The organism is Thermanaeromonas sp. C210 (assembly GCF_013167955.1).
Lineage (GTDB): Bacteria > Bacillota > DSM-521 > Neomoorellales > Neomoorellaceae > UBA12545.
Window position 1 is genome coordinate 269,130 of record NZ_BLWF01000004.1, and the last position, 23,447, is coordinate 292,576.

Here is a 23,447-nt window from a genome sequence, read left to right on the forward strand (position 1 = left end):
CCCTTTAACCTCCATTTCGCCAAGATTTAACTTATGTGTAGCAGGTGACCTAGCTTGTCCTTCTTAGTCTGCAAGTAGCGCTGATTAATCCCATTGGGCTGAATTTCCAACGGGACCCGTTCAACTACTTTCAGTCCGTAGCCTTCTAAACCCGCTATCTTGCGGGGATTATTGGTTAGCAATCTTAGTTCCCGGATGCCCAGGTCCACCAGTATCTGGGCCCCGATGCCGTAATCCCGAAGATCGGCCGGGAAGCCCAGAGCTTCGTTGGCTTCAACGGTGTCCTTACCCTCTTCCTGGAGCCTGTAGGCCTTTATTTTGTTTAAAAGGCCAATACCCCTTCCTTCCTGCCGCATATAAAGCAGCACGCCCCGCCCCTCGGCTTCGATCATGGTCATGGCCCGAGCCAGCTGTTCCCCGCAGTCGCAACGATAGGATCCGAAGACGTCACCGGTCAGGCATTCGGAGTGGACCCGCACCAATACCGGCCGCCCGTCATCCACGGCACCCTTTACCAAGGCCAGGTGACCCTGCTTTTCCAGGACATCCTCGTAGGCGATAGCCCGAAAATGACCATAACGGGTCGGCAGATTAGTTTCTGCCACGCGTCGTATTAGTTTCTCTGTGCGGCGGCGGTATTTGATTAAATCGGCGATGGTGATGATTTTTAATCCGTGGCAGCGGCAGAATTCCATTAATTGGGGTACCCGGGCCATGGTCCCGTCATCATTCATGATCTCACAAATGACTCCTGCCGGGTATAGCCCCGCCAAGCGGGCGAGGTCTACTGCCGCCTCGGTATGACCGGCCCGTTTTAACACGCCTCCCTCCCGTGCCCTCAAGGGGAAAATATGGCCCGGCCGCCGCAAGTCCTGCGGCCTGGTTTCGGGATCGATGAGCTTTTTGATGGTTATGGCCCTTTCATAGGCGGATATCCCCGTGGTAACCTCGGCGGCATCCACGGAGACGGTGAAAGCCGTACCCAGGGTGTCCGTATTCTCCTGGACCATAAGCTCCAGCCCCAACTCATCCAGCCGGCGTCCGGTCATGGGAACACAGATCAGGCCCCGGGCATGGGTAGCCATGAAATTGACAATCTCCGGGGTAACTTTTTCGGCCGCCGCCACTACATCCCCCTCGTTCTCGCGGTCTTCGTCGTCCACTACCACTATCATTTGGCCCTTTTTGAGGTCCTCGATAGCTTCCTCAATGGTATTAAACTTGAATATCCCGGACAACCTTTTCCCCCCTTCCCTCTAAACAAACCCGTGTCGGGCAAGAAATTCCATAGTCAACCCGGCAGACCCTTCGGAATTTCTGGCCCGAAGGAGCCCTTCCAGGTAACGGGCCAGCCAGTCCACCTCGATATTAACCTCGTCCCCTACCCGTTTGTAGCCGAGGACAGTTTCCCTCAGGGTATGGGGTATCAACCCTACACTGAAATTATCCCTCCGGCAGGTGATTACCGTGAGGCTGGTACCGTCCAGTGCCACCGAACCTTTGGCTACCACATAGGGACTGAGATGCGGGGGTAGATTCAGTACTATCTCCTCGGCCGCACCTACCTTGCGGCGCTCAAGAATGCGAACCACTCCGTCGACATGGCCGCTTACCAGGTGCCCGCCCAGCCGATCCCCGAGGCGCAGGGCCCGCTCCAAGTTAACGCCTTCCCCCGGCCTCAAGCGGCCGAGATTGGTAACCCGCAGGGTCTCGGCCATCATTTCCACCACCAACCCATCGGCCAGCAGCTCCACAACGGTCAGGCAAACACCGTTCACCGCCACGCTGTCGCCGATCTTAGTTCCGTCCAAAACCTTGCGGGCGCCTAAGACCAGCCGGGCATCCTCTCCCCGAACTTCTAGGTCCCGTACCCTGCCGATTTCTTCCACAATACCTGTAAACATAGTGCGCTATTCTCCCCGCTTCTTCCTCAAAGGGATTTGGCGAGAAATCAGTCCGGTGATCATTATATCCTCTCCTGAAGGCTCTACCTCTACCTCCTCCAGTTCCCAGGCCTCCTCCGGCCGGCATACCCCCAGACCGGCCACTGCTCCGGGGGCTTCCCTTCCGCCAAAAATCTTAGGGGCAATAAAGGCTATCACCCGGTCCACCACTCCGTGGGCCAGGGCGGAACCGTTGACTTCGGCCCCGCCCTCTACCAGGACGCTGGTTATCTGGCGCCGAGCCAAATTTTCCAAGAGGGCAGGCCAGGAAACCCTCCCTTCCTTTGCAGGCAAGACCATTGTCTCTATACCCGCCCGGGCTAACTCTTCCCTCCGTTCCTGGGGAGCCTCCTCGGTAGTGGCCACCAGGGTAGGGGCGCTAGACTTAAGATTGACTACCCGCGCATTCAGGGGAAGGCGCAGCCTGCTGTCCAGGATAACCCTCACTGGGTCGCGGCCGCCCGGCAGCCGCGTGGTCAGTTCCGGATCGTCGGCCAGTACTGTGCCGATGCCCACCAAGACGGCATCGTAGGTATTGCGCAACTCGTGGGCCTTGCGGCGGGAAACCTCGCCGGTTATCCACCGGGAGGCCCCGGTACGGGTGGCTATTTTCCCGTCCAGGGTTAGGGCCACTTTAAGGGTTACCCATGGTAGGCCGGTGGTCATGTACTTTATGAAAGCCTCATTTAAGCGCCGGGCTTCCTTCTCCAACAACCCCACCTCTACCTCTACGCCTGCCTCCCGCAGCCGCCGTAGGCCGCGGCCGGCTACCTTAGGGTTGGGATCTATCATGGCAGCCACCACCTTTTTTACCCCTGCCGCAATAATGGCTTCGGTGCACGGTGGGGTCTTGCCGTAGTGGCAACATGGTTCTAAAGTAACGTAGAGGGTGCTACCCCGGGCCCTATCACCTGCTTCCCTTAAAGCATGTACTTCCGCGTGGGGACTACCGGCCCTCTGATGGTACCCCTCTCCTACAATCTCCCCGCTCCGGACGACGACGGCTCCCACCGCCGGATTAGGGGCGGTCCGGCCCAATCCCCGCCGCGCCAATTCTAAGGCTCGTCGCATAAAAGCTTCACCCATGGGCTCCCCCCTGTCCCCATAAAAAGAAAAACCCCGAACGCTCATCGGGGTTGGCAAGCAAAAACGCTTCCTTTGACGCCTTCTCCCATCCAGACTTTCACTGTCGGCTCCGGAGTTGCACCGGATCAACTGCCACTACAGGCAGCTCGCGGGCTTTCACCGCCGGTAAGGAATTCCACCTAACCCCGAAGACGTCAGGATGATTATAACACTTGTTACAACTCAGCGTCAAGGATGCGCGATCACTCACTTAAAATATAACCGAAGGGGGAACGGCTCACTCACGGCGAAATCTTACCGAGGGGATGTGTATTGAGGATGTCATTAAATAGTCGCCGTGAGTATTTAAACAAACAACATGCACCAGCGTTACTCTCAGGCCGCTTCCCAAACCGAAAAATCCCAGATTATCGACGAGGTAGTCAAGATGCTCGGCTATAACCGTAAGTATGCTATCTATGTCTTAAATAATCCTATTCCTGCCAAAAAGCCAGCTAAAAAGCGTTCTAAACCATTAAAGTATTTGGAGGCACTCCCGGCCATCCAGCTCGTTTGGGAGGCCCTGGATTATCCTTGTGCCGAACGCCTCCATCCAGTACTCCTTTCTACGGCTGAGCTCCTGGCCAGCCACGGAGAGCTCCTCCTCACTCCTCAGATACGGGAACAGCTGGCTCGAATTAGCCGCCCTACTTTGGCTAGAAGAATAGCTAAATGGCGCTCTCCTAAGCCTAAACGTACCCTGCCCCACCCAAAACCCGGCTCCAGGCTTCGTAGCAAGGTGCCAATTGAATGTTATGCTTGGAATGAAAACCGCCCCGGTGCCCTGGAAGTCGACCTGGTGGAGCATCATGGCGGTTCTTCCCTGGGCCATTTCGCCTACACCATCACCGTCGTCGACGTGGTGACGGGTTACAGTCCCGCAGAGCCATCCTTGGCCGCAGCCAGGCCGCCGTCTTTCGCGAGCTGAAGGCTATCCTTAACGAATGGCCGCTTAAACCTTGGGGCATCCATACCGATAACGGTAGTGAGTTCTTAAATGACCAACTCCTCCGTTTTTGCCAGCAAAATGACCTTACATTTACGCGAAGCCAACCCTACCGCAAAAATGATAATGCCCATGTTGAACAGAAAAATCGCCAGTTCGTGCGGCATATCGTCGGCTATGAACGCTATGACACCCCTAACGCCGTTACTTGGCTTAATCAGGTCTACGCCTACTTGGATATCTATGTTAACCTTTTCTTACCAATGCGTAAAGTAGTTGCTAAGAAACGTCAAGGTGCCTATGTGCGCAAAACCTATGATACGGCTCGAACCCCTTTGCAGCGTTTAATAGACGCCGGGATACTAGACCCTCATACTAACGCTAAATTCCAGCGCGAACTGCAAGCTATTAATCCCCTTGTACTTCACCGCCAACTGGAGGAATTGCTCGCTAAAGGTTATACTGAGCCTTCTCAACAAAATCAAGCCGTCCATTAAAACAATGACCCATATACAGCATACCCTCTGAAGCTAAAGGGAGATGATGGAACATAGTACCCCCTTCAACTATCGCTCTTTAGGTTAGGTCTTTATTTGAGTGAGCCTTCTCCCTTCGGTAAGGTTTTTATGTGAGTTGACACGGGATGCGGCCGGCCGCACCAAGATCCAGCCGTCTCCCCGCCGCCGGGCCGGGCAGTGGCCGTCAAGCGCTCCCTCTCCCCTTGACCGGCCGCCTTCTGCAGGGCCTGCAGGGCGGCCTCCCGGTCCAGGGAGCCGAAAACGGCCGACCCCGCCACCAAAACCCGAGCGCCGGCCCGGCAAACGGCGGCGGCATTTTCCGCGTTAATTCCTCCGTCCACTTCAATGAGTATTTCCTTCCCTTTCCTCTGCACCACCTCAGCCAAGTCCCTTATTTTGGCCAGCATGGAGGGGATAAAGGACTGCCCTCCAAAGCCGGGATTAACCGTCATGAGGAGGACCATATCCACGTCTTCCAGGATATAATCCAGGGTCCTTAGGCTGGTGGCCGGGTTTAGGGCTACCGCCGGTCGGCATCCCGCCTCACGGATCTGGTGGATAACGCGATGGAGATGGGTACAGGCCTCGGCGTGCACGGATATCCAGTCCGCCCCTGCCTGGGCAAAGGGAATTATATAATCCTCCGGCCGTTCAAGCATCAAGTGCACGTCAAAGGGAAGCCGCGTGTGGGGCCTCAGGGCCGCGACCACATCGGGTCCTATAGTTAGGTTGGGTACAAAGTGCCCGTCCATAATATCCAAATGGAGCCAATCGGCCCCTGCCGCCTCAACGCTGGCCACTTCTTCCCTAAGCCGTCCAAAGTCCGCCGCCAACAGGGACGGAGCTATGAGAGCCATATATATTTAGTAACTCCTTTCAGTTTCGATTACTTCCTCCAAGAACTTGAGGTAATGGGCATACCGGTGTCGTGTAATGCCGCCTTCCTCCACCGCCTTGCGTACGGCACAGTCGGGTTCCGAACGGTGCAGGCACGAGTGAAAACGGCACTCGCCCTCGTAGGCGAGGATTTCGGGAAAATAAGCGGCCAGATCCTCCCGCTTCATCTCCGGCAGGTTCAACTTGCTGAAGCCCGGCGTGTCAGCCACTATACCGCCGTTCTTTAACAGGAGGAGCTCTACCTGTCGTGTAGTATGGCGCCCGCGGCCCTGCTTACGGCTCACTTCGCCGGTCTTAAGGTTTAGGCCCGGCTCCACCGCATTAAGGAGCGAGGATTTCCCTACTCCCGAGGGCCCCGCAAAGGTGCTTACGTGTCCCTGCAAGACCTCCCGCAACAAATCCACTCCCTGCCCCGTCCGGGCACTGGTAACCAGCACGCGATAGCCGAGGCTTTCGTATAAGGAGGGCAAGGGTAAGAACTCCTCGCTGGCTATATCGGCCTTGTTCCAGCATATGATCGGCTCAGCATTGCTGGCCATACTCAAAACCAATAGCCTGTCCAAAAGCTCCAGATCCGGAGGCGGTTCCCTTAACGAGAACACCACAATAACCTGGTCAATATTGGCTACCGCCGGTCTTTCCAGCTTGGTTACCCGGGGCAGGACGGCTTCAATGGCTCCTTCTTCGAGCCCTGTTTCTTTAAATTGAACCCTGTCGCCGACCAAAATCTCCCCTGCCTTAACCCGCAAGCGACCCCGCAGGCGGCACCGGTAAATTTTCCCCTCGCTTAAAACAAAGTAAAAACCGCCTACCCCTTTAATCAGAATACCTTCCCGCATCTGCCTTCCCACTTTTTTCCCGAGGACCCTTGCCTTAGTCATCCCGGTCCAAGGTGATGTTTTTAGTCGGAACCGGGCCCTCAAAAATCATCTCTTTATCGCGAAATACCTGTAAGGTTCCCTTACCATAATAAGGGACTACCGCAATCAGCTTTTCCCCGGCTTTCTGGACGCCGTTAAATTCCTCGTGGGGACCTTTAGCATCGATAACTACAATACGGATGTGGTGTTCCTTATCGTCGGTGGGCTCGATGAGCACCACTGCTTCCTGGCGTGCCGGCCCGGGCCCTTGGCTGATTACCAGATTGACGGCGCTGCCCTGCAGAATACGCGCATCCGGCCGCGGATCCTGGTCGATTATCACCCCTGAGAAGTACTCCTCACTCCTCTGATAAGTTACGGTTCCCTGCTCGAGTTTATTTTCCCTTAGAGTTTGCTGGGCGTCCATCAAGGTCTTACCAATTAAGTTGGGAGCGGGAATCCATTTGGGTTCCGGACCCTTACTTAAGGTAATTCTTACATCGCTACCTTCAGGCTGCAGGCTCCCCGCCGCAGGTTCCTGGCTAACCACCGAACCAGCTGCGATGGTGGGATGATAGACCTCGTTGGGACTGATAACCACGTTAAACCGGGCATTTTGCAGTTTGGTCCTGGCATCGCGTTCGGAATCCCCGACCACATTAGGAACTTCGCGCATCCGCGGTCCCAAGCTCACGACCAGCATCACGGGACGGGAACGCTTTATCCTTTCCCCCGCCGCGGGGTTCTGGGAAATAACGCAACCCCGCGGTACCTCACCATGGTTTTGGCGCTCGGCTACCTGGCCTTTAAGCCCGGCGGCCGCCAGTCGATTCAGGGCCTCGGCCTCCGTCAACCCCTCCACCGGCGGCACCACGGTTTCCCCTACTACCAGGTAATAGCGAAATCCGGCCCATAGGCCCCCTGCAGCCAGGGCTAAAAAAAACACAACCATGAGGGCCCACGCCCAAATCCGCGGGCGGCGCCTGCCCTTTTTCTCCTCCGGCGGATCGGCCGCCAGGGCCGCCAGTCCCGGCAATTCCTGGGTGGCCGAATTTTCCTCCAGCAGGACATTACGGAGGGCCCGTAAATCCGCCCTCAAGGCGGCGGCGCTGGGATAGCGGCGGGCGGGATCCTTGGCCAGCGCCCTCAAAATAATTCTTTCCAGGGCAAGCGGAAGATCGGGATTAAGCTCCCGGGGCGGGCGTGGCTCTTCCTGCAGGTGTTTTAACGCGACGGACAGAGGCGTGTCTCCGTTAAAAGGTACCTGGCCGGTTAACATTTCATAAAGCACGACTCCGAGGGAATAAATGTCGGCCGTGACTCCCGTGGTTTCCCCACGCGCCTGTTCCGGCGCCAGGTAATGCACCGATCCGATGAGCGTGCCGGTATAGGGCATGGTGGCCTCGCTCACCGCCTGGGCAATTCCGAAGTCGGTAACCTTTACCCGACCCTGTTTGGTAATAAGAATGTTATGGGGCTTGATATCGCGGTGGATAATCCCGTTCTCGTGGGCGTGCTCCAGGGCTTCGCAGATGTGCAGGGCTATGTCTACAGCCTCCTGGGCCGGCAAAGGAGCCCTCCGGTCGATTACTTCTTTTAGGGAATTACCTTCTACATACTCCATAACGAGATAATGCAATCCCTCTTCTTGCCCCACATCATAGATACTGACGACATTGGGATGGGAAAGCCTGGCCACTGCCTGAGCTTCCTGCTGAAACCGGGCCACAAAATTGCGGTCACTGGCGAACTGTTCTCGCAAAATCTTGATGGTAACGCTCCGGTTAAGCAGCTGGTCCTGGCCCCGATACACCAGGGCCATCCCGCCGCCCCCCAAAGCCTCCTTGATTTCGTAACGGCCATCCAGGATTTTACCGATCATAACTTCACCGCCCTAAGACTTTCGCCATAATTTGCCCTCCTATAGGGGCTGCTACTGCTCCACCGGCGCCGGCGTTTTCTACAATCACGGCCACCGCAACTTGAGGGGCTTCGGCCGGGGCAAAGCCCACAAACCATGAATGGGCCCTCCCCTGGGGGTTTTGGGCGGAACCTGTTTTCCCTGCAACTCGTATACCGGGAATCCTGGCACTCTGTCCCGTTCCCTCCTCCACCGTGGCTACCATGGCTTCCTTAATGATTAACGCCACGGCGGGGTCGGCGGCCAGCTTTAACAGCCGGGGGCGGGTCACCTTGAGCACCGCCCCTTTCTCGTCCTCTACCCTTGCCACCATGAACGGCTGCATCAGGCGGCCGTTATTCGCAAGGGCTGCCGCCACAAGGGCCATATGAAGGGGAGTTGCCACGAATTCTCCCTGGCCTATGGCAGCTTCGGCCAGGGCATTGGGATTGCTCCTCACCGTAGCCGGGAACCGCGAGGAAGCCACATTTAAATCGAAATCGAGCTCCTGACCCAGGGCAAAATTCCTAGCTGCCCGTTCGAATGCCTCCGCGCCGGCTTCTAGGGCCAACTGCGCAAAGGTGACGTTGCAGGAAAACATTAAGGCCTCATTAAAATTAATATTACCATGAACCCGGGGACAAGTCAGCTTCCTGCCTTCAATTTCTATATGGCCGGGGCAGTAAAACTCCCGTCGCGAGATCCCGTAGTCCTCCCCAAGGGCCGCCGCTGCGGTAATCAGCTTAAGGGTAGAACCCGGCGGGTATAAGCCCTGGAGGGCTCGATTGAGGAGAGGGCTGCCCTGGCGGGCATCGTTCAACTGATCCCAGGCATTCTCTATCCCATGGGGATCGAAGGAAGGGCTGCTGGCCAGGGCCAGGACCTCTCCCGTCTGAGGGTTGAGGGCCACAACAGCTCCCCGGTAACCCTTCAGCAGCTGGAAGGCTAACTGCTGCAGGGAAGCATCCAGAGTCAAGACTAAGTTATTGCCATGCCGGACTGTATTCTGTAATTCCCGCCATCGGTTGAGCACCCCTTGCCAGCCGGTAAGACCCAAAAGTTCGCCGTTATAGCCAGCTTCCAGGCCGCTCATACCTAGGCGCGGGCTGGCATAGCCCACCACATGGGCCGCGGCAGCCCCCAGGGGATACTCTCTTTGCAGGCGTCCCCCGGTAACGTAGGTGCGGGCCCAGACTTCTCCGTGACGCCCGCTGATCTGGCCCCTCCAGGTCTTTTCCTCGAGGAGCCGGAGGCGGGGATTAAAGGGATTTAAGTACAGTTCTTCTCCCTTTAACACCTGGATGTAAGTGAGATGTAGGATCAGCAGGAGAAACAAGGAGGATAATACCAAGGCCAAAAGCCGGACAGGTTTTTCCATTCCTTACACCCGCCCTGCAGCGCTTACGTTGAGCAACAGGCCCAAAATCAAGTAACTTATGATCAGGGAACTGCCGCCATAGCTCACAAAAGGCAACGTTACGCCCGTCAAAGGCATCAGTTTGCTGACGCCCGCCATAATGATGAAAGCCTGAAAGGTAACCAGAACGGTTAGGCCCGCCGCCAGCATGGTGCCCTGACCTTCGGGTGCCCTCAAGGCCGCGCGAAAACCCCGATAGCCGAATAAAAGATAGAGAATGGCGATACCGGCGCTACCTAACAATCCCATTTCTTCACCCATGGTGGCAAAAATAAAGTCGGTAGCCACATGGGGGATTATCTGGGAATATCCCAGCCCCATTCCGGTCCCGATCAGCCCCCCGCTCCCCAGGGAAAAGAGGGACTGGATTACTTGATAGCCTGCCCCCTGGGGGTCCGACCAGGGATTAAGCCAAACAGCCACCCGCGCCCGCAGGTGGGGGAAAAGACTATAAGCTGCCAATGAGCCCGCCAAAAAGAGAAGGCCTCCCAGGAGCATGTACCGCCGGCGCCCGGTGGCCAGGTAAATCATGGCTAAAAATACGGCCAGGAGAATGAGGGCCGAGCCCAGGTCCGGCTGCAACACCAAAAGCAACACCGATAGGGAAACGGCCGTAATCAAGGGGCCCCAGGTAGAGCGCCAGCGGGATTGTTCCAGCATAAGTTCCCGCTTTTCCTCGAGGAACCCGCTTAAAAAGAGCACAACCAATACCTTTACCGCTTCCACCGGCTGCAGGGTGAAGGAACCTAAAGTCAGCCAGCTCTTGGCTCCCCCCATCCTGGTCCCGGCTATCACCGTTAAAAACAGAAAAAACAGTCCCCCCGTCAAGTACAGGTAGGGGTAGCGGGTCAGCCTTTCGTAATCCCTTCCTCCCATCACCACGGCCACCAATACCAATAAACCCACTACGCTCCATGCCACCTGACGCCTGGCTAAGTCCGGGTCCAGCCTGAAAAGAAACACCAATCCTGAGGCGGTCAGCATGGCGGCCAGGGGCAGCAAATACTGATCCCCCCGGTGCCGGCTGATCTTTAGAATAAAATGCACGGCCCAAAAGGCAGCTATCAGAAGGGTTATTTCGGGACTCCCTAGGCCGGCCGATTCCTTTCGATGTAATAAGCCGTAAAGATACCCATTGAGGAGGATGAGGGAAGGCCACAAAAGGAGGGCAAACTCTTGCCGCCTTTCAGTCATAGGCTGCGAGCACCACCGTTATATTATCCGGTCCTCCCCGGTTTAGAGCAAGGGCCAAGAGGTTCTCCAAAATTTCTCTCAGCGTTCCTCCCTGGCCCACGGTGAAAGCGATCTCTTCATCCCTTACCACTTCCGGCAGGCCATCCGTACAAAGGAGCAGCAAGTCCCCTTCCATCAGAGAAACGACCTTCCCGTCCACCTCCACCTCGTCTTCGGTACCCAGAGCCCGGGTTAAGATATTACGGTGGGGATGCAACCTGGCTTCCTCCTGGGTCAGACCGCCGCTGCGAACCAACTCCCCTACATAAGAATGATCGTGGGTTAACACCTGGAGTTGACCGTCCCGGAAAAGATAAGCACGACTATCGCCCACATGGGCCAATAATACCTTATCGTCTATCACCCATGCCACCGTAAGGGTAGTACCCATTCCACGGTATTCCCGCCGGCTGAGGGCCGAACTGTAAACCACCCGGTTGGCAAAACGTACCGCGGACACCAGGTGCACGAGGGGGTCTCCCCGGTAATGCTCTTTGATTTTTTCGCCTAAAGCCCTTAAGGCCAAGGCGCTGGCCACTTCCCCCGCCTGATGCCCGCCCATGCCGTCGGCCACGGCTAGGAGGCCCAGCCCCAAGTCTACAAGATAGGCATCTTCATTATCGGAACGCATTAAGCCGGGATGAGTTAGTACTTCGGCCCGCATTCTCCCACCTCACTTCGAAAATAACGCCTCCAATACGCACCTCATCGCCCGGTGCTAAGTCTACGGGGCCGGTGATACGCTTGCCATTTACATAAGTGCCGTTGGTGCTGCCCAAATCGCGGATCTGCCAGCGGTTTCCCTGGCGCGTGATGGCCGCGTGGCGTCCCGATACGTGGGTTTCACTGAGGACAATGTCGCTCAGCTGGTCACGACCGATTATGATGTTTTCGCCAAGGGGGTAAATTTCTCCTTTTTTTATATTGCCGCTGAGGGCTTCCCGCACCTGTAGAGTCAACCGCCTGTTGCTTACAGGTTTAGTTTGGGGTGCCCAGGGGTGGGGAATCCTTCGGCTGACCTTGAAAAGGTCGTGATACAACAGGCGCAGGACATGAAACAAGAACAAATAGAGCAGCAACAAGAACCCAAAGCGCACGGCCACCATTAATAGGGCCAGCATTTAAACCACCTGCACTTCCAACACCGTACGACCAACCTGAATGCGGTCCCCCGGAGCCAAGAGGGCCCTCTGAACCGGTTTGCCGTTTACCAAAGTGCCGTTACGGCTACCTAGGTCCGTAAGGATCCCCTGGTTGTCCTCTATCGTGATCTGGCAGTGTTGCCGCGAAACCTGCTCATCGGTGAGGAGGAGCTCGCAGGTTGGATTACGCCCCAAAATTTGTTTTCCGGGGTGGAGTACAAAGCTCCGCCCCTTATCCGGCCCCTCTACCACCACCAACCGGAGTTCCCCCGCTGTATTTTCTCGAAGACCCTTGTCTGTTTGACCTAGATATACCAGGGTATCCTCGGAAGGTTTCTCCGGCCGGCCCTCCTCCAGGCGGGCATGAACGCGCATCTCCCCGGGTGGCAATTCCTCGTCTATTTCCCATTCTACTCTTATCTCACCTACCAGGGTATAACTTCTCGCCTCCACCTGGTCCCGGAGATATTCCGCCAGCTCCTCGGCCAGGGCATTCTTATACATGGACAAGTTTTCATAGTCCCGGGGACTCAAATAAACCAAGTAAATATTGGGCACGTAGACGCGGTTGACGCTTACGGAGCGGTTATCCCGCATGACTTGAACCAGTCTCTTGGCGACCTCCACCGGCTGCAGAGGAGACCCTTCTCCCCGCTGGAATATTCCCTCAAAAACCCGCCGCCAAAAGGTTTCCGCCCTTTCCAACCAGTTCATGTTGTATACCTCCTACACCCCCTCAGCTCTAAGCTGCCCGCAAGCAGCCCCAATGCGGCAGCCCCGGCTTTCCCGAACGGCTACCTCCACGCCCCTTTGCCGCAAACGGCCGGCAAAGGCGCGGACATCTTCCATTGCCGGGGCCTGAAACCTGAGGCCGGGGACAGGGTTGAATACCAATAGGTTGATGTAAGCCAACGTGCCCTGCACCAGCCAGGCCAGGCGATCCGCGTCTGCCGGACTGTCGTTGATCCCCTTAATTAAGACATACTCAAAGGTTATCCGGCGACCGGTAACTTGGGCGTACTCACGGCACGCGGCCAAGAGCTCGCCTAAGGGATAGCGCCGGTTAAGGGGCACTAGTCTGTTGCGTACCGCGTCGGTGGTAGCATGCAGGGAGATGGCCAGTTCGGGAGGAGGTGTTTCCAGGGCTAAACGTTTTATTTGGGGCACTACGCCGCAAGTAGAAATGGTAATCCGCCGGTGGCCTATACCCCATCCCTGCGGGTGCATCAAAATCCGGCGGGCTTTCAGTACGGCCTCGCAGTTCAGCAATGGTTCACCCATGCCCATAAAAACAACATTGCTAATGCGTTCCCCGTTTACCCGGCCCTCCAGGTGATGCTGCAGGGCCACAACCTGCAGGATGATTTCTCCGGCCGTCAGATTGCGCCGAAATCCTCCCTGGCCGGTGGCACAAAAGCTGCACCCGATAGGACAACCTACCTGGCTGGAAAGGCAGGCCGTAAGGCGCTTTGCTGCGCCCCCCCTGCCGTAGATCATAAGCACACATTCCACCTTTTCGCCGTCCGGCAGAGATATCAGGAGCTTGGTGGTCCCATCTTCAGGATCCTCTAAGGTACGCAGAATGCTAAACGACGGCAGGGAAGCGACGGCGGCCAACTGCTGCCGCAGATTCTTGGGGATATTGGTCATGGCCGCCCAGTCGGTAACCCGGTGAAGGTGAAGCCATTGGAACAACTGGTTCGCCCGGTATTCGGCCTCTCCCAGGGTACGGACCAGCTGCTTCAATTCATGTAACTCTAAACCGTGAAGTTCCACTCCGTGAGCCATGGTGCCCCCCTGGTACATATTATACCAGGTCTCCCACTAGTATAGCTAAACCCGTGCCATCATATACCAGGCCCGTCCGATCAAAAAAGAAAAAGGGGAATTACTTTCCCCTTCTTTATACACTGCCCCTGGTTTAAAAAACTGTACTAAAGTAATATGTTGACCAACCGTGCTACTTTCTCAAGCCCTGGGGTACTTCGGGTTGGTAAAATGTAAGTATACTACTGGGAACTACACTCCCCTGAGCTACTACCACGGCCAGAACGGCCATCCAGGAAGCTGCCAGGGCTGCTACCTTCCTCCACATGCTCCTTCACCTCCTTCCTTCCAGGGGCAGTAACTGCCTTAATCCCTGGTCGACCAATGCCATGAGCCGATAACCCACCGGGGTAATGGTGAGAGTCTGGAGCATGACGGCCAAAGCCGAGGCATAGAGCAGGCTAGGTCTTACTCTATTCGCTTCCACCAACATAAACAACAACCAGGCGCCAAGGAAGGCCAAGGCCGAGCTTTTCAAGAGTATCCGCCGGCGCGGGTTGGTGATGGGATTGGCCGGCGTATCCGCCGGCGCCCAGCGCCATACGGCCGGCAGACTAACCAAGAAGGCAAGAAAAACCAGGCTGAAAACTCCAGTGACGGGCAAGGTCTGGGCCAGCTGCCGTCCCCCCCACCCCACCAGAGTGAGAGCCCCTACGGAACTCAACAGGCAGCGGTAATACGCTGTACAGTGGGCGCCCCCCGCTCCGAAACGGTAGAGGACCTGGGTGATGAGGGCTGCAGCCGTTTCCGGCAAAATTCCCAGACATTGGGCCACCCCTATTATGGCTAAGACTTCTACCACCGCCCCCAGGGCTATCTCCAGGCCGTAGGCCACAATTTCTAGGCGCTCGGGGTCCTTGTCTCCCGGGGAGGCGGGCCCTTGCCCGGCAGAATAAGATAGTATACCTTCCGCCATCAACCTGGCTATGCGGTGGATACTGATCATGGAATAGTAATTCTATATAATTCAAGAAAATCCTTCTTCTTTTTCCATATTTATCTTTCTTTTTTCCACCGGGGAAAGGATAGAGTAAACACCGTGCCCTGTTCGCTGCTCTGCACACTAATTTTCCCGTTGTGTCCGGTTACCAGGCTCTTAACGATAAACAGCCCCTGGCCGTGGCCCTCCTTTTCCTTTTTGGTGGTAAAACCACGTTCGAAGATTTTTTCCTGTAGGGTTAGAGGAATGACCGGCCCGGTGTTGCCCACCTCGAAAACGTATTCGCCGTCCTTGTCATAAATGCGAAGCCAGAGGCGCTTTTCCCGGGATGATTCCCGGCAACAGGCTTCAATGGCGTTGTCCAGGAGATTGCCAAAAATGCGGGTTATGACAGGGCCCGGCACAAGGAACTCCCGTAAATCCGAAGTGATTTCGCATTGCCAGGTTACACCTTTGCTTTCAGCCACTCCCATTTTGCTCCTGATGAGAGCCGCCAGGGTCGGTTGGTTGGTGGAAATAATACGGGTAGGCTGGCTTATCTCGGAACATAAAGATTGGACATAATCCCTGGCCTCCTCAGCCATACTCAGCTGCAAGAAGCCGAGGATTACCTGGAGGTGGCTGATGAAGTCGTGACGCTGGGCACGCAAGTTTTCCAAGCTTTCCCGCAGGTTGTCAATATGAATCCGCTGGTTGTTAACTTCTATCTCCTTTTCAGTATACTTGAAAAGCAAATAAGTTAAGGCCAGGGAAGTAATGATTAACAGAGGCGATATGAGCTGTACGGCCGTGCTCGGATTTATGGTAAAGGTAGGAAAAGCTGGCGCGTTAATGAGGTTTAGGTCGAGGAGTAAGACCAGGCATGCCTCGACCAGGATTAAGATCAGGGTGGCTATAATCGCGGGCTTTTTAATCATGGGAGTCCACATCCCTTTTGCCCTCGACCGGAGTGCCAAAGGCAGGTAGGGATATACGGCGACGCCATATAAAATAGGCTAGTATTCCCAAAACGGTTTCATGGGGTAAGGGGAAGAATACTCGCAACCACGTATCGCGGAGCACCTGATCCATGGTGAGCCCCGTCAACTGTAAGAGGACAGGTATAAAGATGCTTTCCGCCAGTCCTAACACGGCTGTACCCAACAGGACGGCAGTTACAGCATGCCACCATTCTATCTTCTTGATGATTATCTTTATCAAAAAAACGAGAAGAACAAGGTGCATTAAAGTATGTAAACCAAAGGGCAGGGGCAACCGCCTGACCAAAAAGAAAGAAAACAGGGAGTTAATAAGTCCAATGCTTACAACATATTTGAAAGGCGGATAATATCCCAGCAGTCCTAGTCCCAAGCCCGTAACAATAATCCCTTCCGGAATGGATTGAAACACCAGCGCTTGCCACGGCATATGATCCATTCATAAATTCCTCCCTTACCCCGGTTTCGTCCCACTTCCCCTAGTTCTTCCGACGTAACCTGGCTATAAAGAACCCGTCCGTGCCGTGGCGGTGCGGCAAGAACTGAACCTGTCCGCCTTTGGCCTGCCCCTTGAGATCTGGAGGGAGATTGGGGATATACCCCGAAAGGTCCTCATACTCCATAAAATCGGCTTCCTGCAGGAAACGCCCCAGTACCTCCTGGTTTTCTTCCGGTGCCGTGGAGCACGTGCTGTACACCAGGACACCGCCGGGCTTCAGGCACCCAATAGAGCCCTTCAAAATTGAAAGCTGTAGTGCCGGCAATTCCTCTATTTCCCGCGGTTGCTTGCGCCAGCGGGCATCGGGACGGCGCCGCAACACCCCTAATCCCGAACATGGAGCATCGACCAAGAGATAGTCGGCCATCCCCGCATACTTTTCTCCCAGCCGGCCGGCATCGGACAGCACCGTTGTTGCACAGGTTACACCCAGCCGGCGGCAGTTTTCTTCAATGAGCTGCAGCCTGCCGGGATGGACATCCACCGCCAGAATGGTTCCTTTATTCCCCATTAACTGGGCCAGATGGGTCGTCTTACCTCCGGGTGCAGCATTGGCGTCGATTACCGTACTGCCCGGGTGGGGAGAAAGGGCATATCCAACGAGCATAGAAGCCTCATCTTGCACATAAAACAGCCCCCTCCCGAAAGCAGGGTTCCTCTCGAGGCCCGCCAGGGCCCGCAGTTCCAGACCGTCCGGGGCATAGCGAGTGCGCTGCGCGCTAATCCCCTCTCTATTCAACAGCTTCACAAGGGACGGCAAATCTACTCTTAAGGTGTTCACCCGGACGGTTAAGGGAGGGGGTGCATTGTTTGCCTCGCAAAGCTCAACGGTTTCTTCCAGACCGAATTGCTCCAGCCATCTGGCCACCAGCCAGGCCGGATGGCAATAACGCAAGGCAATATGTTCAACAGGATTCTCTCTTATATCAGGATAGGGCAGCCGGTCTTTCTGGCTCAACAGGCGCCGCAGGACGGCATTGACTAAAGCTACGGTACCCCTATGTCCGTATCTCTTAGCTAGTTCAACCGTCTCGTAGAGGGCCGCATGGGCGGGTATGCGGGATAGAAAAAGCAATTGGGCCGCCCCCACCCTCAGCGCCGAGCGTATCCATGGGGGGAGATCCCCCAGTCTTTTCTTTTCCAAACACAGACCTAGGGCCCAATCTACGGTGTTCCATGCCTTGATGGCTGTATACGCAATCTCCGTCGCCAGGGCCCTTTCTCGGGGTCCAAGCCGGGCGTCCCCCAGGACTTCATTGGCCGCCAGGTTAGCATAGGCGCCTTCTTCGCACACTCGATATACGATGTGCAGAGCAGCTTCTCTACTCGTCACGGCGCCCCAGGAACCCCGCCAGAAGCATAAAGCGTAGCAGGTTGAGAACGGCAGTCAGGGCTGCTGCTACATAGGTAAGGGCCGCCGCATTTAATACTTCCCTGGCTCCTACCAATTCCTGGCCCGTCAAATACCCGCCGTTTTCCAGCAGAGCAATAGCACGGCGGCTAGCGTTAAACTCCACCGGCAGGGTGATCAGGGTAAACAGCACCACCAGGGTGAAAGCATACACACCGAGACGGGCCAAGGAAGGCAGACCCAAGAGGATACCGATTAACAACAAAGGGATGGCGAGATTGGAACCGAAGGAAACAACCGGTACCAAAGCCGACCGCAGTTGTAAGGGCAGGTAGCCCGTCCGATGCTGCAGGGCATGGCCCGCCTCATGGGCCGCTACTCCCAAGGATGCCAGGGAACTGCTCTGGTATACCGGTGGAGACAGGCGCAGAACCTTCCCCCGAGGATCGTAGTGGTCGGAAAGAAAGCCCTGGACCATCTCAACTCTCACGTTGTGGAGCCCCGCCCGGTCCAGCAAATCTCGGGCCACCTGGGCCCCGGTCAAACCGCGCCGGGAGGCCACCCGGGAATAGCGTTCAAAGGCCGACTGGACCTTAAATTGGGCGTAGAGGGACAGAATAATCGCCGGGATGAGCAGGATGAAGGTGGGATCGATGGGATAAAACATCACCAGCCCTCCTTTACTTTAAGGACCTCCACCAGAAATTATATTATGCCGCCCATACCGTGTAAATACTGGCACCTAAGCCTGGATTTTCTCCCAAGTACCGGACAGGGGGGCAGGTACACTCGCCCCAAGGTCCAGGTAAAAGCGGATGAGCTCTTCCACCTGAGCCAAGTCCACCTGGGTATTGAGGCAGGGACCCTGAGGCCGCCGATTAACCACCCCCAGAACCGGTAGGGGTTGCGTATCCTGGATTCCGCTGGTTAGATCCCTTTCACACGCAATGGCCACTACTGCTCGCGGGCGATAGGACTTGACAAAATGCCGCGCCAAAGTTCCCCCACTGGCCACCGCCAGGCGTACCCCGTACTTTTCGGCCAGGCGGTGAAGGGCATCGATACTGCAGCGTCCACAGCGCCGGCAGTTGAAAACGTCAATGGTAATCTTGTGGGGACAATCGCTCCGCTGCAGGCAATGGGGTGCTAACAGCAGTATTTCCTCCGGTTTGACTCTTACCCCCTGCAGGCGTACCAGCTGATTGTTCACCTCAATAAAGGATGCCTTTATGGTGTCACTATTTATGCCCAACCATCTTCCTAGGCTCAAAGCCAGGGGAAATAGCCAGTTGGCCACGACCAGGCCTAAATGCTGCAAAAAGGGAACGTGATGATGACGCCAGAGGATAAGGACGAGGCCGGCTATTCCCAGGGCCACCGTTAAGGCCACCAAGGCCAGGGTGATAGCACCCAAAGTCAGCAAGAGCTGGTTAAAAATGCTTGTCCGGTGGGTGAGAAGATACCATCCCCCGCAGAAGGCCAGCACCACAAAGGCCAGGCTCAGCACCAGCAATCCCAAAAAAAGCCTCTTTTTTATTCGCATCCCAACTGCTCCCCCACCTTGAGGGGGTATCCCCTCAAGTATTCAACCGCAGTCATAATCCTCTTCCCCGGGGGCTGGACGGCGGTAATTAACACCTGCCCCTGGCCAGCCTGGACCACAAACCCCTCCCGGGGCCGGACAGCCACTACTTCTCCCGGCCGCCCGCCAACCGAACTTTCTCCCTCGTCTTCCAGAACCCGCGCCCCAAAAATCTTAAGGCGCCGGCCCTCCCGCCAGGTAAAGGCGCCGGGAAGGGGGTTCATTCCGCGGATTAAATTGACTATCTTGTCGGCCCTTTCCTGCCATTTAATCTCTTCTTCTTCCGGCTTTAAGGGAGGCGCATAAGTGGCCTGGCCGTCTTCCTGGGGAAAACGCGGCGCCCGACCGGCAGCGATCAAGTCGACGGTACGGACCAGCAGACGAGCACCCACAACCGCCAGCTCATCGTGCAGTTCTCCCGCTGTCATTTCCGGCGGAATGTCTACCCTCTCCTGGAGGATGATATCGCCCGCATCCAATTCCTCCGTCATATAAATAGTGGTAACCCCTGTTACCTTTTCCCCGCCCATGATGGCCCGCTGGATGGGGGCCGCACCTCGATACCGGGGCAACAAAGAGGCATGAAGATTGATACAGCCTCGGGGAGGCAAGTTTAATACAGCACGAGGCAAAAGGCGGCCGAAGGCCACCACCACTGTTAATTCCGGCTCCCAGCTGCCCAGGGCTGCCAGAAATTCTGGATCCTTTAAGTCCCGGGGTTGTAAAAGGGGCAAACCGTACTCCAGGGCTTTCTCCTTGACGGGAGAAAAAGCCATCTTGCGGCCCCTCCCCCTAGGCCGGTCCGGCTGGGTTACTACTCCTACTACGCGGTGACTGCTGTCTAACAAGGCCTGTAGCGAAACCGCCGCAAACTGCGGCGTGCCCATGAATACCAAGCGCAGGATTTATCTCCCCTCTTGATCGTCTTTAAACAAGCGCAGCGCCCTATCAATAAAGAGAATTCCATCCAGGTGATCGATCTCATGCTGCAACGCCCGGGCAAAAAGCCCCCGGGCGTTGTACTCCCTTCCTCGCCCGTAGCGGTCCAATCCCCTTACCACTACCCTGGCCGCTCGCGGTACCTCACCTTGAACTCCCGGTATACTGAGGCACCCTTCTATGCCGACTTCTGTACCTTCCGCGGCTATAATTTCCGGATTAATCAGCTCTACCAAGCCGTCGCCGACATCAACCACGATAACCCTCTTACTTACCCCAATTTGAGGGGCAGCCAACCCCACCCCCGGAGCAAAATACATAGTTTCGGCCATATTATCTATGAGTCTTAACAAGTTAGGAGTTATCTTGGTTACCGGCTGGGCCTTTTCCCGCAACACCGGCTCCCCCAAAGTTACGATTTTATAAACTGCCACCGGCCATTGCCTCCCCTTGGGCTTACCACATGGTAACCGGCCCTATTTCCTTTATTAGCCTAACACCTGCCGGAACCCTATAATGGGCCAAGCCTTTATCTAGCCCGCGCTTTATCTGCTGCCAGGAAGGAGCCTTAAGAGTCAACTGCCACCGATATTCGCCCCTTATCCTGGCGATCGCGGCCGGCGCTGGCCCCAATACTTCTATGCCTGTTGCCGCTTCCTGGAGGACCTTCGCCAAGGCGTGGGCCGCGCTGATGACTTCTCCTTCGTAGGGCCCTATCAATCCAAGGCGGGCCAGCTTTACAAAAGGCGGGTAGCGCAGAAGCCGACGGGCGGCAATTTCGGTACGATAAAAACCTTTGTAATCCTGCTGGGCGGCAAAAATAATAGCCGGGTCTTCAGGATTGAAGGTTTGAATCAATACCTTGCCCTCCCGGGCCCTCCGCCCGGCCCGGCCGGCCACTTGCATGAGAAGCTGAAAGGTCCTCTCTCGGGCCCGAAAATCGGGCAAGAACAGGGATAAATCCGCATTAATAACACCCACTAAAGTTACACCTTCAAAGTCCATACCCTTGGCAATGGTCTGGGTACCGATGAGTATATCGGCCTGCCCGCAGGCAAACTGATGGTAAATTTCGGCCCACCGCCGGGGGGACCCGGTAGTGTCGCTGTCGGCCCGCAGGAGGCGGGCCTGGGGAAAACAAGCCCGTACCTCGGCCTCCACCCTCTGGGTCCCTATCCCCAGGAGCGCTAGGGAACCACCGCAGCGGGGGCAGGTATCCGGCCAGGCCTGTTCCAGTCCGCAATAGTGGCAGCGTAATTTCCCATCTGCGTGGTAGGTCAAACCTACGGCACACTGGTGGCAGGCAGGGACATAGCCGCAATACCGGCAGACCACATGGGGAGCATATCCGCGTCGGTTAAGAAAAAGTAAAACCTGCTCTCCCCGGGCCAGCGTGGACCCTATTTCCCTTTGTAACTCCCTGCTGAAGTGACCGAAGTGGCCGCTGCGGAACTCCTCCCGCATGTCAATGACCTTAATCCGAGGAGGAGTGCTTCCCGCCACCCTCTCCTTTAATTCCAATAATTGTAGCTGGCCGCGGCAAGCCAGGAAATATGCCTCGGTACTAGGCGTGGCCGTCCCGAAGATGACAACCGCCTTTTCCAGCTGGCCTCGTTTCAGAGCTACCTCTCGAGCATCATAGCGAGGAGTGGCTTCGTGTTTGTAAGTAGTGGCATGTTCCTCATCGATGACAATCAGGCCCAATTTCGGAAAGGGGGCAAAAAGGGCCGACCGGGTGCCTACAGCTATCATGGCCTGCCCCTGGCGGATTTTAAACCAGTTAGCCGTCCTCTCACGAGGGGCTAGCTCACCGTGAATGACCACCACCCGGTCCCCAAAAGCACATCGCAGCCGCTCGACCATCTGCGGTATTAAGGCGTGTTCCGGCACTAAGACGATGGCCCCCTTGTTCCGCTCCAGAGCCACCGCAATGCTGCGGATATAAACTTCGGTCTTACCGCTCCCCGTGATACCGTGGAGTAAGAAGTTGCCCCCTTCCCTTTCCAGGGCCGACTGAATCAGCTGCAAGGCTGCCCTTTGAGCCTGGTTCAATACTATTATAGGGCCCCTGGGCCCCTTTTCCCCCTCCTTACCGAAACACGCAGTTCCTTCAGGGAGGCCACATGGCGGCTCCTGCCCCTTTCCGGCAACCGCCCGCAACTTCACGGCCAAACCCCGGTCTTCCAATTCGCGAAGGGCAGTTGCCAATTCGCCGGCCGGCCAGCGCCGGCGGAGTTGGCGCTCACTTACCTCCCCGCGCCTTGCCAAGTAGGTAGCCACTTCCCCAGCAAGGGGAGAAATAAAGGCCAAACCTTCGATTTCCTCTTCCCCGCCGCCCACCCAGCGCCACGAATATCGGCGCCCCTTGAGCAAAGGAGGCAGCACCAAAGGCAAGACTTCCCCCGGAAGGCATAAATAGTATTCGCTGATCCAAAGTAATAATTCAATTAAAGAGGGAGGCAAAAACCCTTTATCGAGTACCTCCCGCACCGATTTGAGATTATCTATACGTACGTGCCCAGGGAAGCCCGTCACTATCCCCTCGACTTCCCGCTTACCCAGGGGAACCACAACCCGCGCCCCGACGGCTATTTCCCTTTGCAGGGACAAAGGTACTTCATAGGTCAGGGGCCTGGTAACCCGCTGCAGGGTCGAGTTGATCAGTACGTTCACCAGCATCTTTACCAACTCGACCCCCTCTGGTTAGCTTATCCATGAAGTCATTATAACAAATTAAGCGACAAAAGTGAACCGACACCTTGATCTCCCCAGCCCAACAGTGGTATAATGCCTTCGGAAAAGTTCTGCTGGTGTAGCTCAGAGGTAGAGCAGCGCACTCGTAATGCGCAGGCCGTGGGTTCGAATCCCACCATCAGCTCCAGAAAAATCAAGGCCTCCGGGGATCATCTCGGAGGCCGCTTTCGTTGGTTGGTGCCCAATTGGTGCCATACCAAAACTTGGAACAAAACAAAAAACCCCCGGCTCATCACCGGGGAGTAACCTGGAAGAGTAAGTATAGCAGTAAGCGTCAAATACTACCCACCTTGGCATTGTGCTCGAGTTTAAGGGATAATCTTCCTCAGAAAACTAACTGAGGAGGATTTCCCCTTATGACCAGAGCCGAATTACAGCAACTGTGGGAAGCTCGTATAGCCGAATACAGGGAAAGCGGGCAAAGCGTTAAAGAATGGTGCGCCTCCCATGAGGGCATTAGCCCCAGGCAGTTATGGTACTGGCTGCGGAAGTTTAAGAACCAGACCACAGCTCCCCCGGAAAGTTCCAACCGGTGGCTGCCAATAGAAATAAGCGAGCAAGGTTCCCCAGAACAGTCCCTACTGGTCAAAATAGGAC

General features: G+C 56.0%; 24 protein-coding genes, 1 tRNA gene, 1 pseudogene and 1 riboswitch. Of the genes and pseudogenes, 4 read left to right on the forward strand and 22 right to left on the reverse strand.

The features are described 5' to 3' along the window. Positions 1-26: 26 nt before the first annotated feature. From TAMC210_RS11665 to ribD, 3 genes are read right to left on the reverse strand one after another with little or no spacing between them, the layout of a single operon-like run. Positions 27-1,229, reverse strand: coding sequence for a bifunctional 3,4-dihydroxy-2-butanone-4-phosphate synthase/GTP cyclohydrolase II (locus TAMC210_RS11665; RefSeq protein WP_173299231.1), 1,203 nt, complete (start codon positions 1,227-1,229; stop codon positions 27-29). 27 nt (positions 1,230-1,256) lie between these two features. Next, entirely contained in the window at positions 1,257-1,904 is a 648-nt protein-coding gene (locus TAMC210_RS11670; protein ID WP_173298973.1) for a riboflavin synthase, read from the reverse strand. A 6-nt stretch (positions 1,905-1,910) separates the two neighbouring features. Further along, the gene (gene ribD, locus TAMC210_RS11675) at positions 1,911-3,029 is read right to left on the reverse strand and encodes a bifunctional diaminohydroxyphosphoribosylaminopyrimidine deaminase/5-amino-6-(5-phosphoribosylamino)uracil reductase RibD (protein WP_173298974.1); all 1,119 of its coding nucleotides are present in this window, start codon (positions 3,027-3,029) and stop codon (positions 1,911-1,913) included. Positions 3,030-3,102: 73 nt separating this feature from the next. Beyond that, positions 3,103-3,226, reverse strand: a riboswitch (FMN riboswitch). 161 nt (positions 3,227-3,387) lie between these two features. Here ribD and TAMC210_RS13360 point away from each other — a divergent pair. Together TAMC210_RS13360 and TAMC210_RS13595 are read left to right on the forward strand one after the other, a co-directional pair. Further along, complete coding sequence (locus tag TAMC210_RS13360; RefSeq protein ID WP_217267371.1) at positions 3,388-3,996, forward strand: hypothetical protein; 609 nt, start codon at positions 3,388-3,390, stop codon at positions 3,994-3,996. A gap of 176 nt (positions 3,997-4,172) precedes the next feature. Continuing rightward, positions 4,173-4,511 (forward strand): hypothetical protein, encoded by a 339-nt coding sequence (locus tag TAMC210_RS13595; protein ID WP_254388654.1) that lies wholly within the window; start codon positions 4,173-4,175, stop codon positions 4,509-4,511. 233 nt (positions 4,512-4,744) lie between these two features. Here TAMC210_RS13595 and rpe read toward each other — a convergent pair. From rpe to priA, 19 genes and pseudogenes are all read right to left on the reverse strand, one after another. Beyond that, positions 4,745-5,389 (reverse strand): annotated as a pseudogene (gene rpe / locus TAMC210_RS11685) (ribulose-phosphate 3-epimerase); the annotation flags it as partial. Positions 5,390-5,395: 6 nt separating this feature from the next. Continuing rightward, positions 5,396-6,268: a ribosome small subunit-dependent GTPase A gene (rsgA, locus tag TAMC210_RS11690; protein WP_173298976.1), complete on the reverse strand. Its 873-nt coding sequence runs from the start codon at positions 6,266-6,268 to the stop codon at positions 5,396-5,398. 34 nt (positions 6,269-6,302) lie between these two features. Further along, positions 6,303-8,171 carry a Stk1 family PASTA domain-containing Ser/Thr kinase gene (gene pknB / locus TAMC210_RS11695; RefSeq protein ID WP_173298977.1) on the reverse strand — a complete coding sequence of 623 codons (1,869 nt, stop codon included), beginning with the start codon at positions 8,169-8,171 and terminating at the stop codon, positions 6,303-6,305. Between the two features lie 4 nt (positions 8,172-8,175). Further along, positions 8,176-9,567, reverse strand: a complete 1,392-nt coding sequence (locus TAMC210_RS11700; protein WP_173298978.1) for a peptidoglycan D,D-transpeptidase FtsI family protein — start codon at positions 9,565-9,567, stop codon at positions 8,176-8,178. Positions 9,568-9,570: 3 nt separating this feature from the next. Next, positions 9,571-10,800: an FtsW/RodA/SpoVE family cell cycle protein gene (locus TAMC210_RS11705; protein ID WP_173298979.1), complete on the reverse strand. Its 1,230-nt coding sequence runs from the start codon at positions 10,798-10,800 to the stop codon at positions 9,571-9,573. Beyond that, positions 10,793-11,503, reverse strand: coding sequence for a Stp1/IreP family PP2C-type Ser/Thr phosphatase (locus TAMC210_RS11710; protein ID WP_173298980.1), 711 nt, complete (start codon positions 11,501-11,503; stop codon positions 10,793-10,795). Before TAMC210_RS11710 ends, TAMC210_RS11705 begins: the two co-directional genes overlap by 8 nt. Next, positions 11,457-11,960 carry an FHA domain-containing protein gene (locus TAMC210_RS11715; RefSeq protein ID WP_173298981.1) on the reverse strand — a complete coding sequence of 168 codons (504 nt, stop codon included), beginning with the start codon at positions 11,958-11,960 and terminating at the stop codon, positions 11,457-11,459. Before TAMC210_RS11715 ends, TAMC210_RS11710 begins: the two co-directional genes overlap by 47 nt. Further along, on the reverse strand, positions 11,961-12,695 hold the full coding sequence (locus tag TAMC210_RS11720) for an FhaA domain-containing protein (RefSeq protein WP_173298982.1): 735 nt from the start codon (positions 12,693-12,695) through the stop codon (positions 11,961-11,963). A 12-nt stretch (positions 12,696-12,707) separates the two neighbouring features. Next, positions 12,708-13,787, reverse strand: a complete 1,080-nt coding sequence (gene rlmN / locus TAMC210_RS11725; protein WP_173298983.1) for a 23S rRNA (adenine(2503)-C(2))-methyltransferase RlmN — start codon at positions 13,785-13,787, stop codon at positions 12,708-12,710. A gap of 154 nt (positions 13,788-13,941) precedes the next feature. Then, the gene (locus TAMC210_RS11730) at positions 13,942-14,076 is read right to left on the reverse strand and encodes a cyclic lactone autoinducer peptide (RefSeq protein ID WP_173298984.1); all 135 of its coding nucleotides are present in this window, start codon (positions 14,074-14,076) and stop codon (positions 13,942-13,944) included. 6 nt (positions 14,077-14,082) lie between these two features. Then, positions 14,083-14,754 carry an accessory gene regulator ArgB-like protein gene (locus TAMC210_RS11735; RefSeq protein ID WP_173298985.1) on the reverse strand — a complete coding sequence of 224 codons (672 nt, stop codon included), beginning with the start codon at positions 14,752-14,754 and terminating at the stop codon, positions 14,083-14,085. 50 nt (positions 14,755-14,804) lie between these two features. Then, positions 14,805-15,665, reverse strand: a complete 861-nt coding sequence (locus TAMC210_RS11740) for a sensor histidine kinase (protein ID WP_173298986.1) — start codon at positions 15,663-15,665, stop codon at positions 14,805-14,807. Beyond that, complete coding sequence (locus tag TAMC210_RS11745) at positions 15,658-16,164, reverse strand: hypothetical protein (protein WP_173298987.1); 507 nt, start codon at positions 16,162-16,164, stop codon at positions 15,658-15,660. The genes TAMC210_RS11740 and TAMC210_RS11745 overlap by 8 nt, the downstream gene beginning before the upstream one ends. A gap of 40 nt (positions 16,165-16,204) precedes the next feature. Further along, positions 16,205-17,557, reverse strand: a complete 1,353-nt coding sequence (rsmB, locus tag TAMC210_RS11750) for a 16S rRNA (cytosine(967)-C(5))-methyltransferase RsmB (RefSeq protein WP_173298988.1) — start codon at positions 17,555-17,557, stop codon at positions 16,205-16,207. After that, positions 17,547-18,242, reverse strand: coding sequence for a zinc metallopeptidase (locus TAMC210_RS11755; protein ID WP_173298989.1), 696 nt, complete (start codon positions 18,240-18,242; stop codon positions 17,547-17,549). Before TAMC210_RS11755 ends, rsmB begins: the two co-directional genes overlap by 11 nt. Before the next feature lie 75 nt (positions 18,243-18,317). Beyond that, positions 18,318-19,118 carry a DUF116 domain-containing protein gene (locus TAMC210_RS11760; RefSeq protein WP_173298990.1) on the reverse strand — a complete coding sequence of 267 codons (801 nt, stop codon included), beginning with the start codon at positions 19,116-19,118 and terminating at the stop codon, positions 18,318-18,320. Further along, the gene (gene fmt / locus TAMC210_RS11765) at positions 19,109-20,044 is read right to left on the reverse strand and encodes a methionyl-tRNA formyltransferase (protein ID WP_254388681.1); all 936 of its coding nucleotides are present in this window, start codon (positions 20,042-20,044) and stop codon (positions 19,109-19,111) included. Before fmt ends, TAMC210_RS11760 begins: the two co-directional genes overlap by 10 nt. Positions 20,045-20,062: 18 nt before the next feature. Next, the gene (gene def, locus TAMC210_RS11770) at positions 20,063-20,530 is read right to left on the reverse strand and encodes a peptide deformylase (RefSeq protein ID WP_173298991.1); all 468 of its coding nucleotides are present in this window, start codon (positions 20,528-20,530) and stop codon (positions 20,063-20,065) included. A 22-nt stretch (positions 20,531-20,552) separates the two neighbouring features. After that, positions 20,553-22,775, reverse strand: a complete 2,223-nt coding sequence (gene priA / locus TAMC210_RS11775; RefSeq protein ID WP_173298992.1) for a replication restart helicase PriA — start codon at positions 22,773-22,775, stop codon at positions 20,553-20,555. Positions 22,776-22,902: 127 nt separating this feature from the next. Here priA and TAMC210_RS11780 point away from each other — a divergent pair. After that, positions 22,903-22,977: transfer RNA gene (locus tag TAMC210_RS11780), tRNA-Thr, on the forward strand. Positions 22,978-23,206: 229 nt separating this feature from the next. Then, on the forward strand, positions 23,207-23,447 hold a 241-nt coding region (tnpA, locus tag TAMC210_RS11785), incomplete at its 3' end, for an IS66 family insertion sequence element accessory protein TnpA (RefSeq protein WP_173299233.1).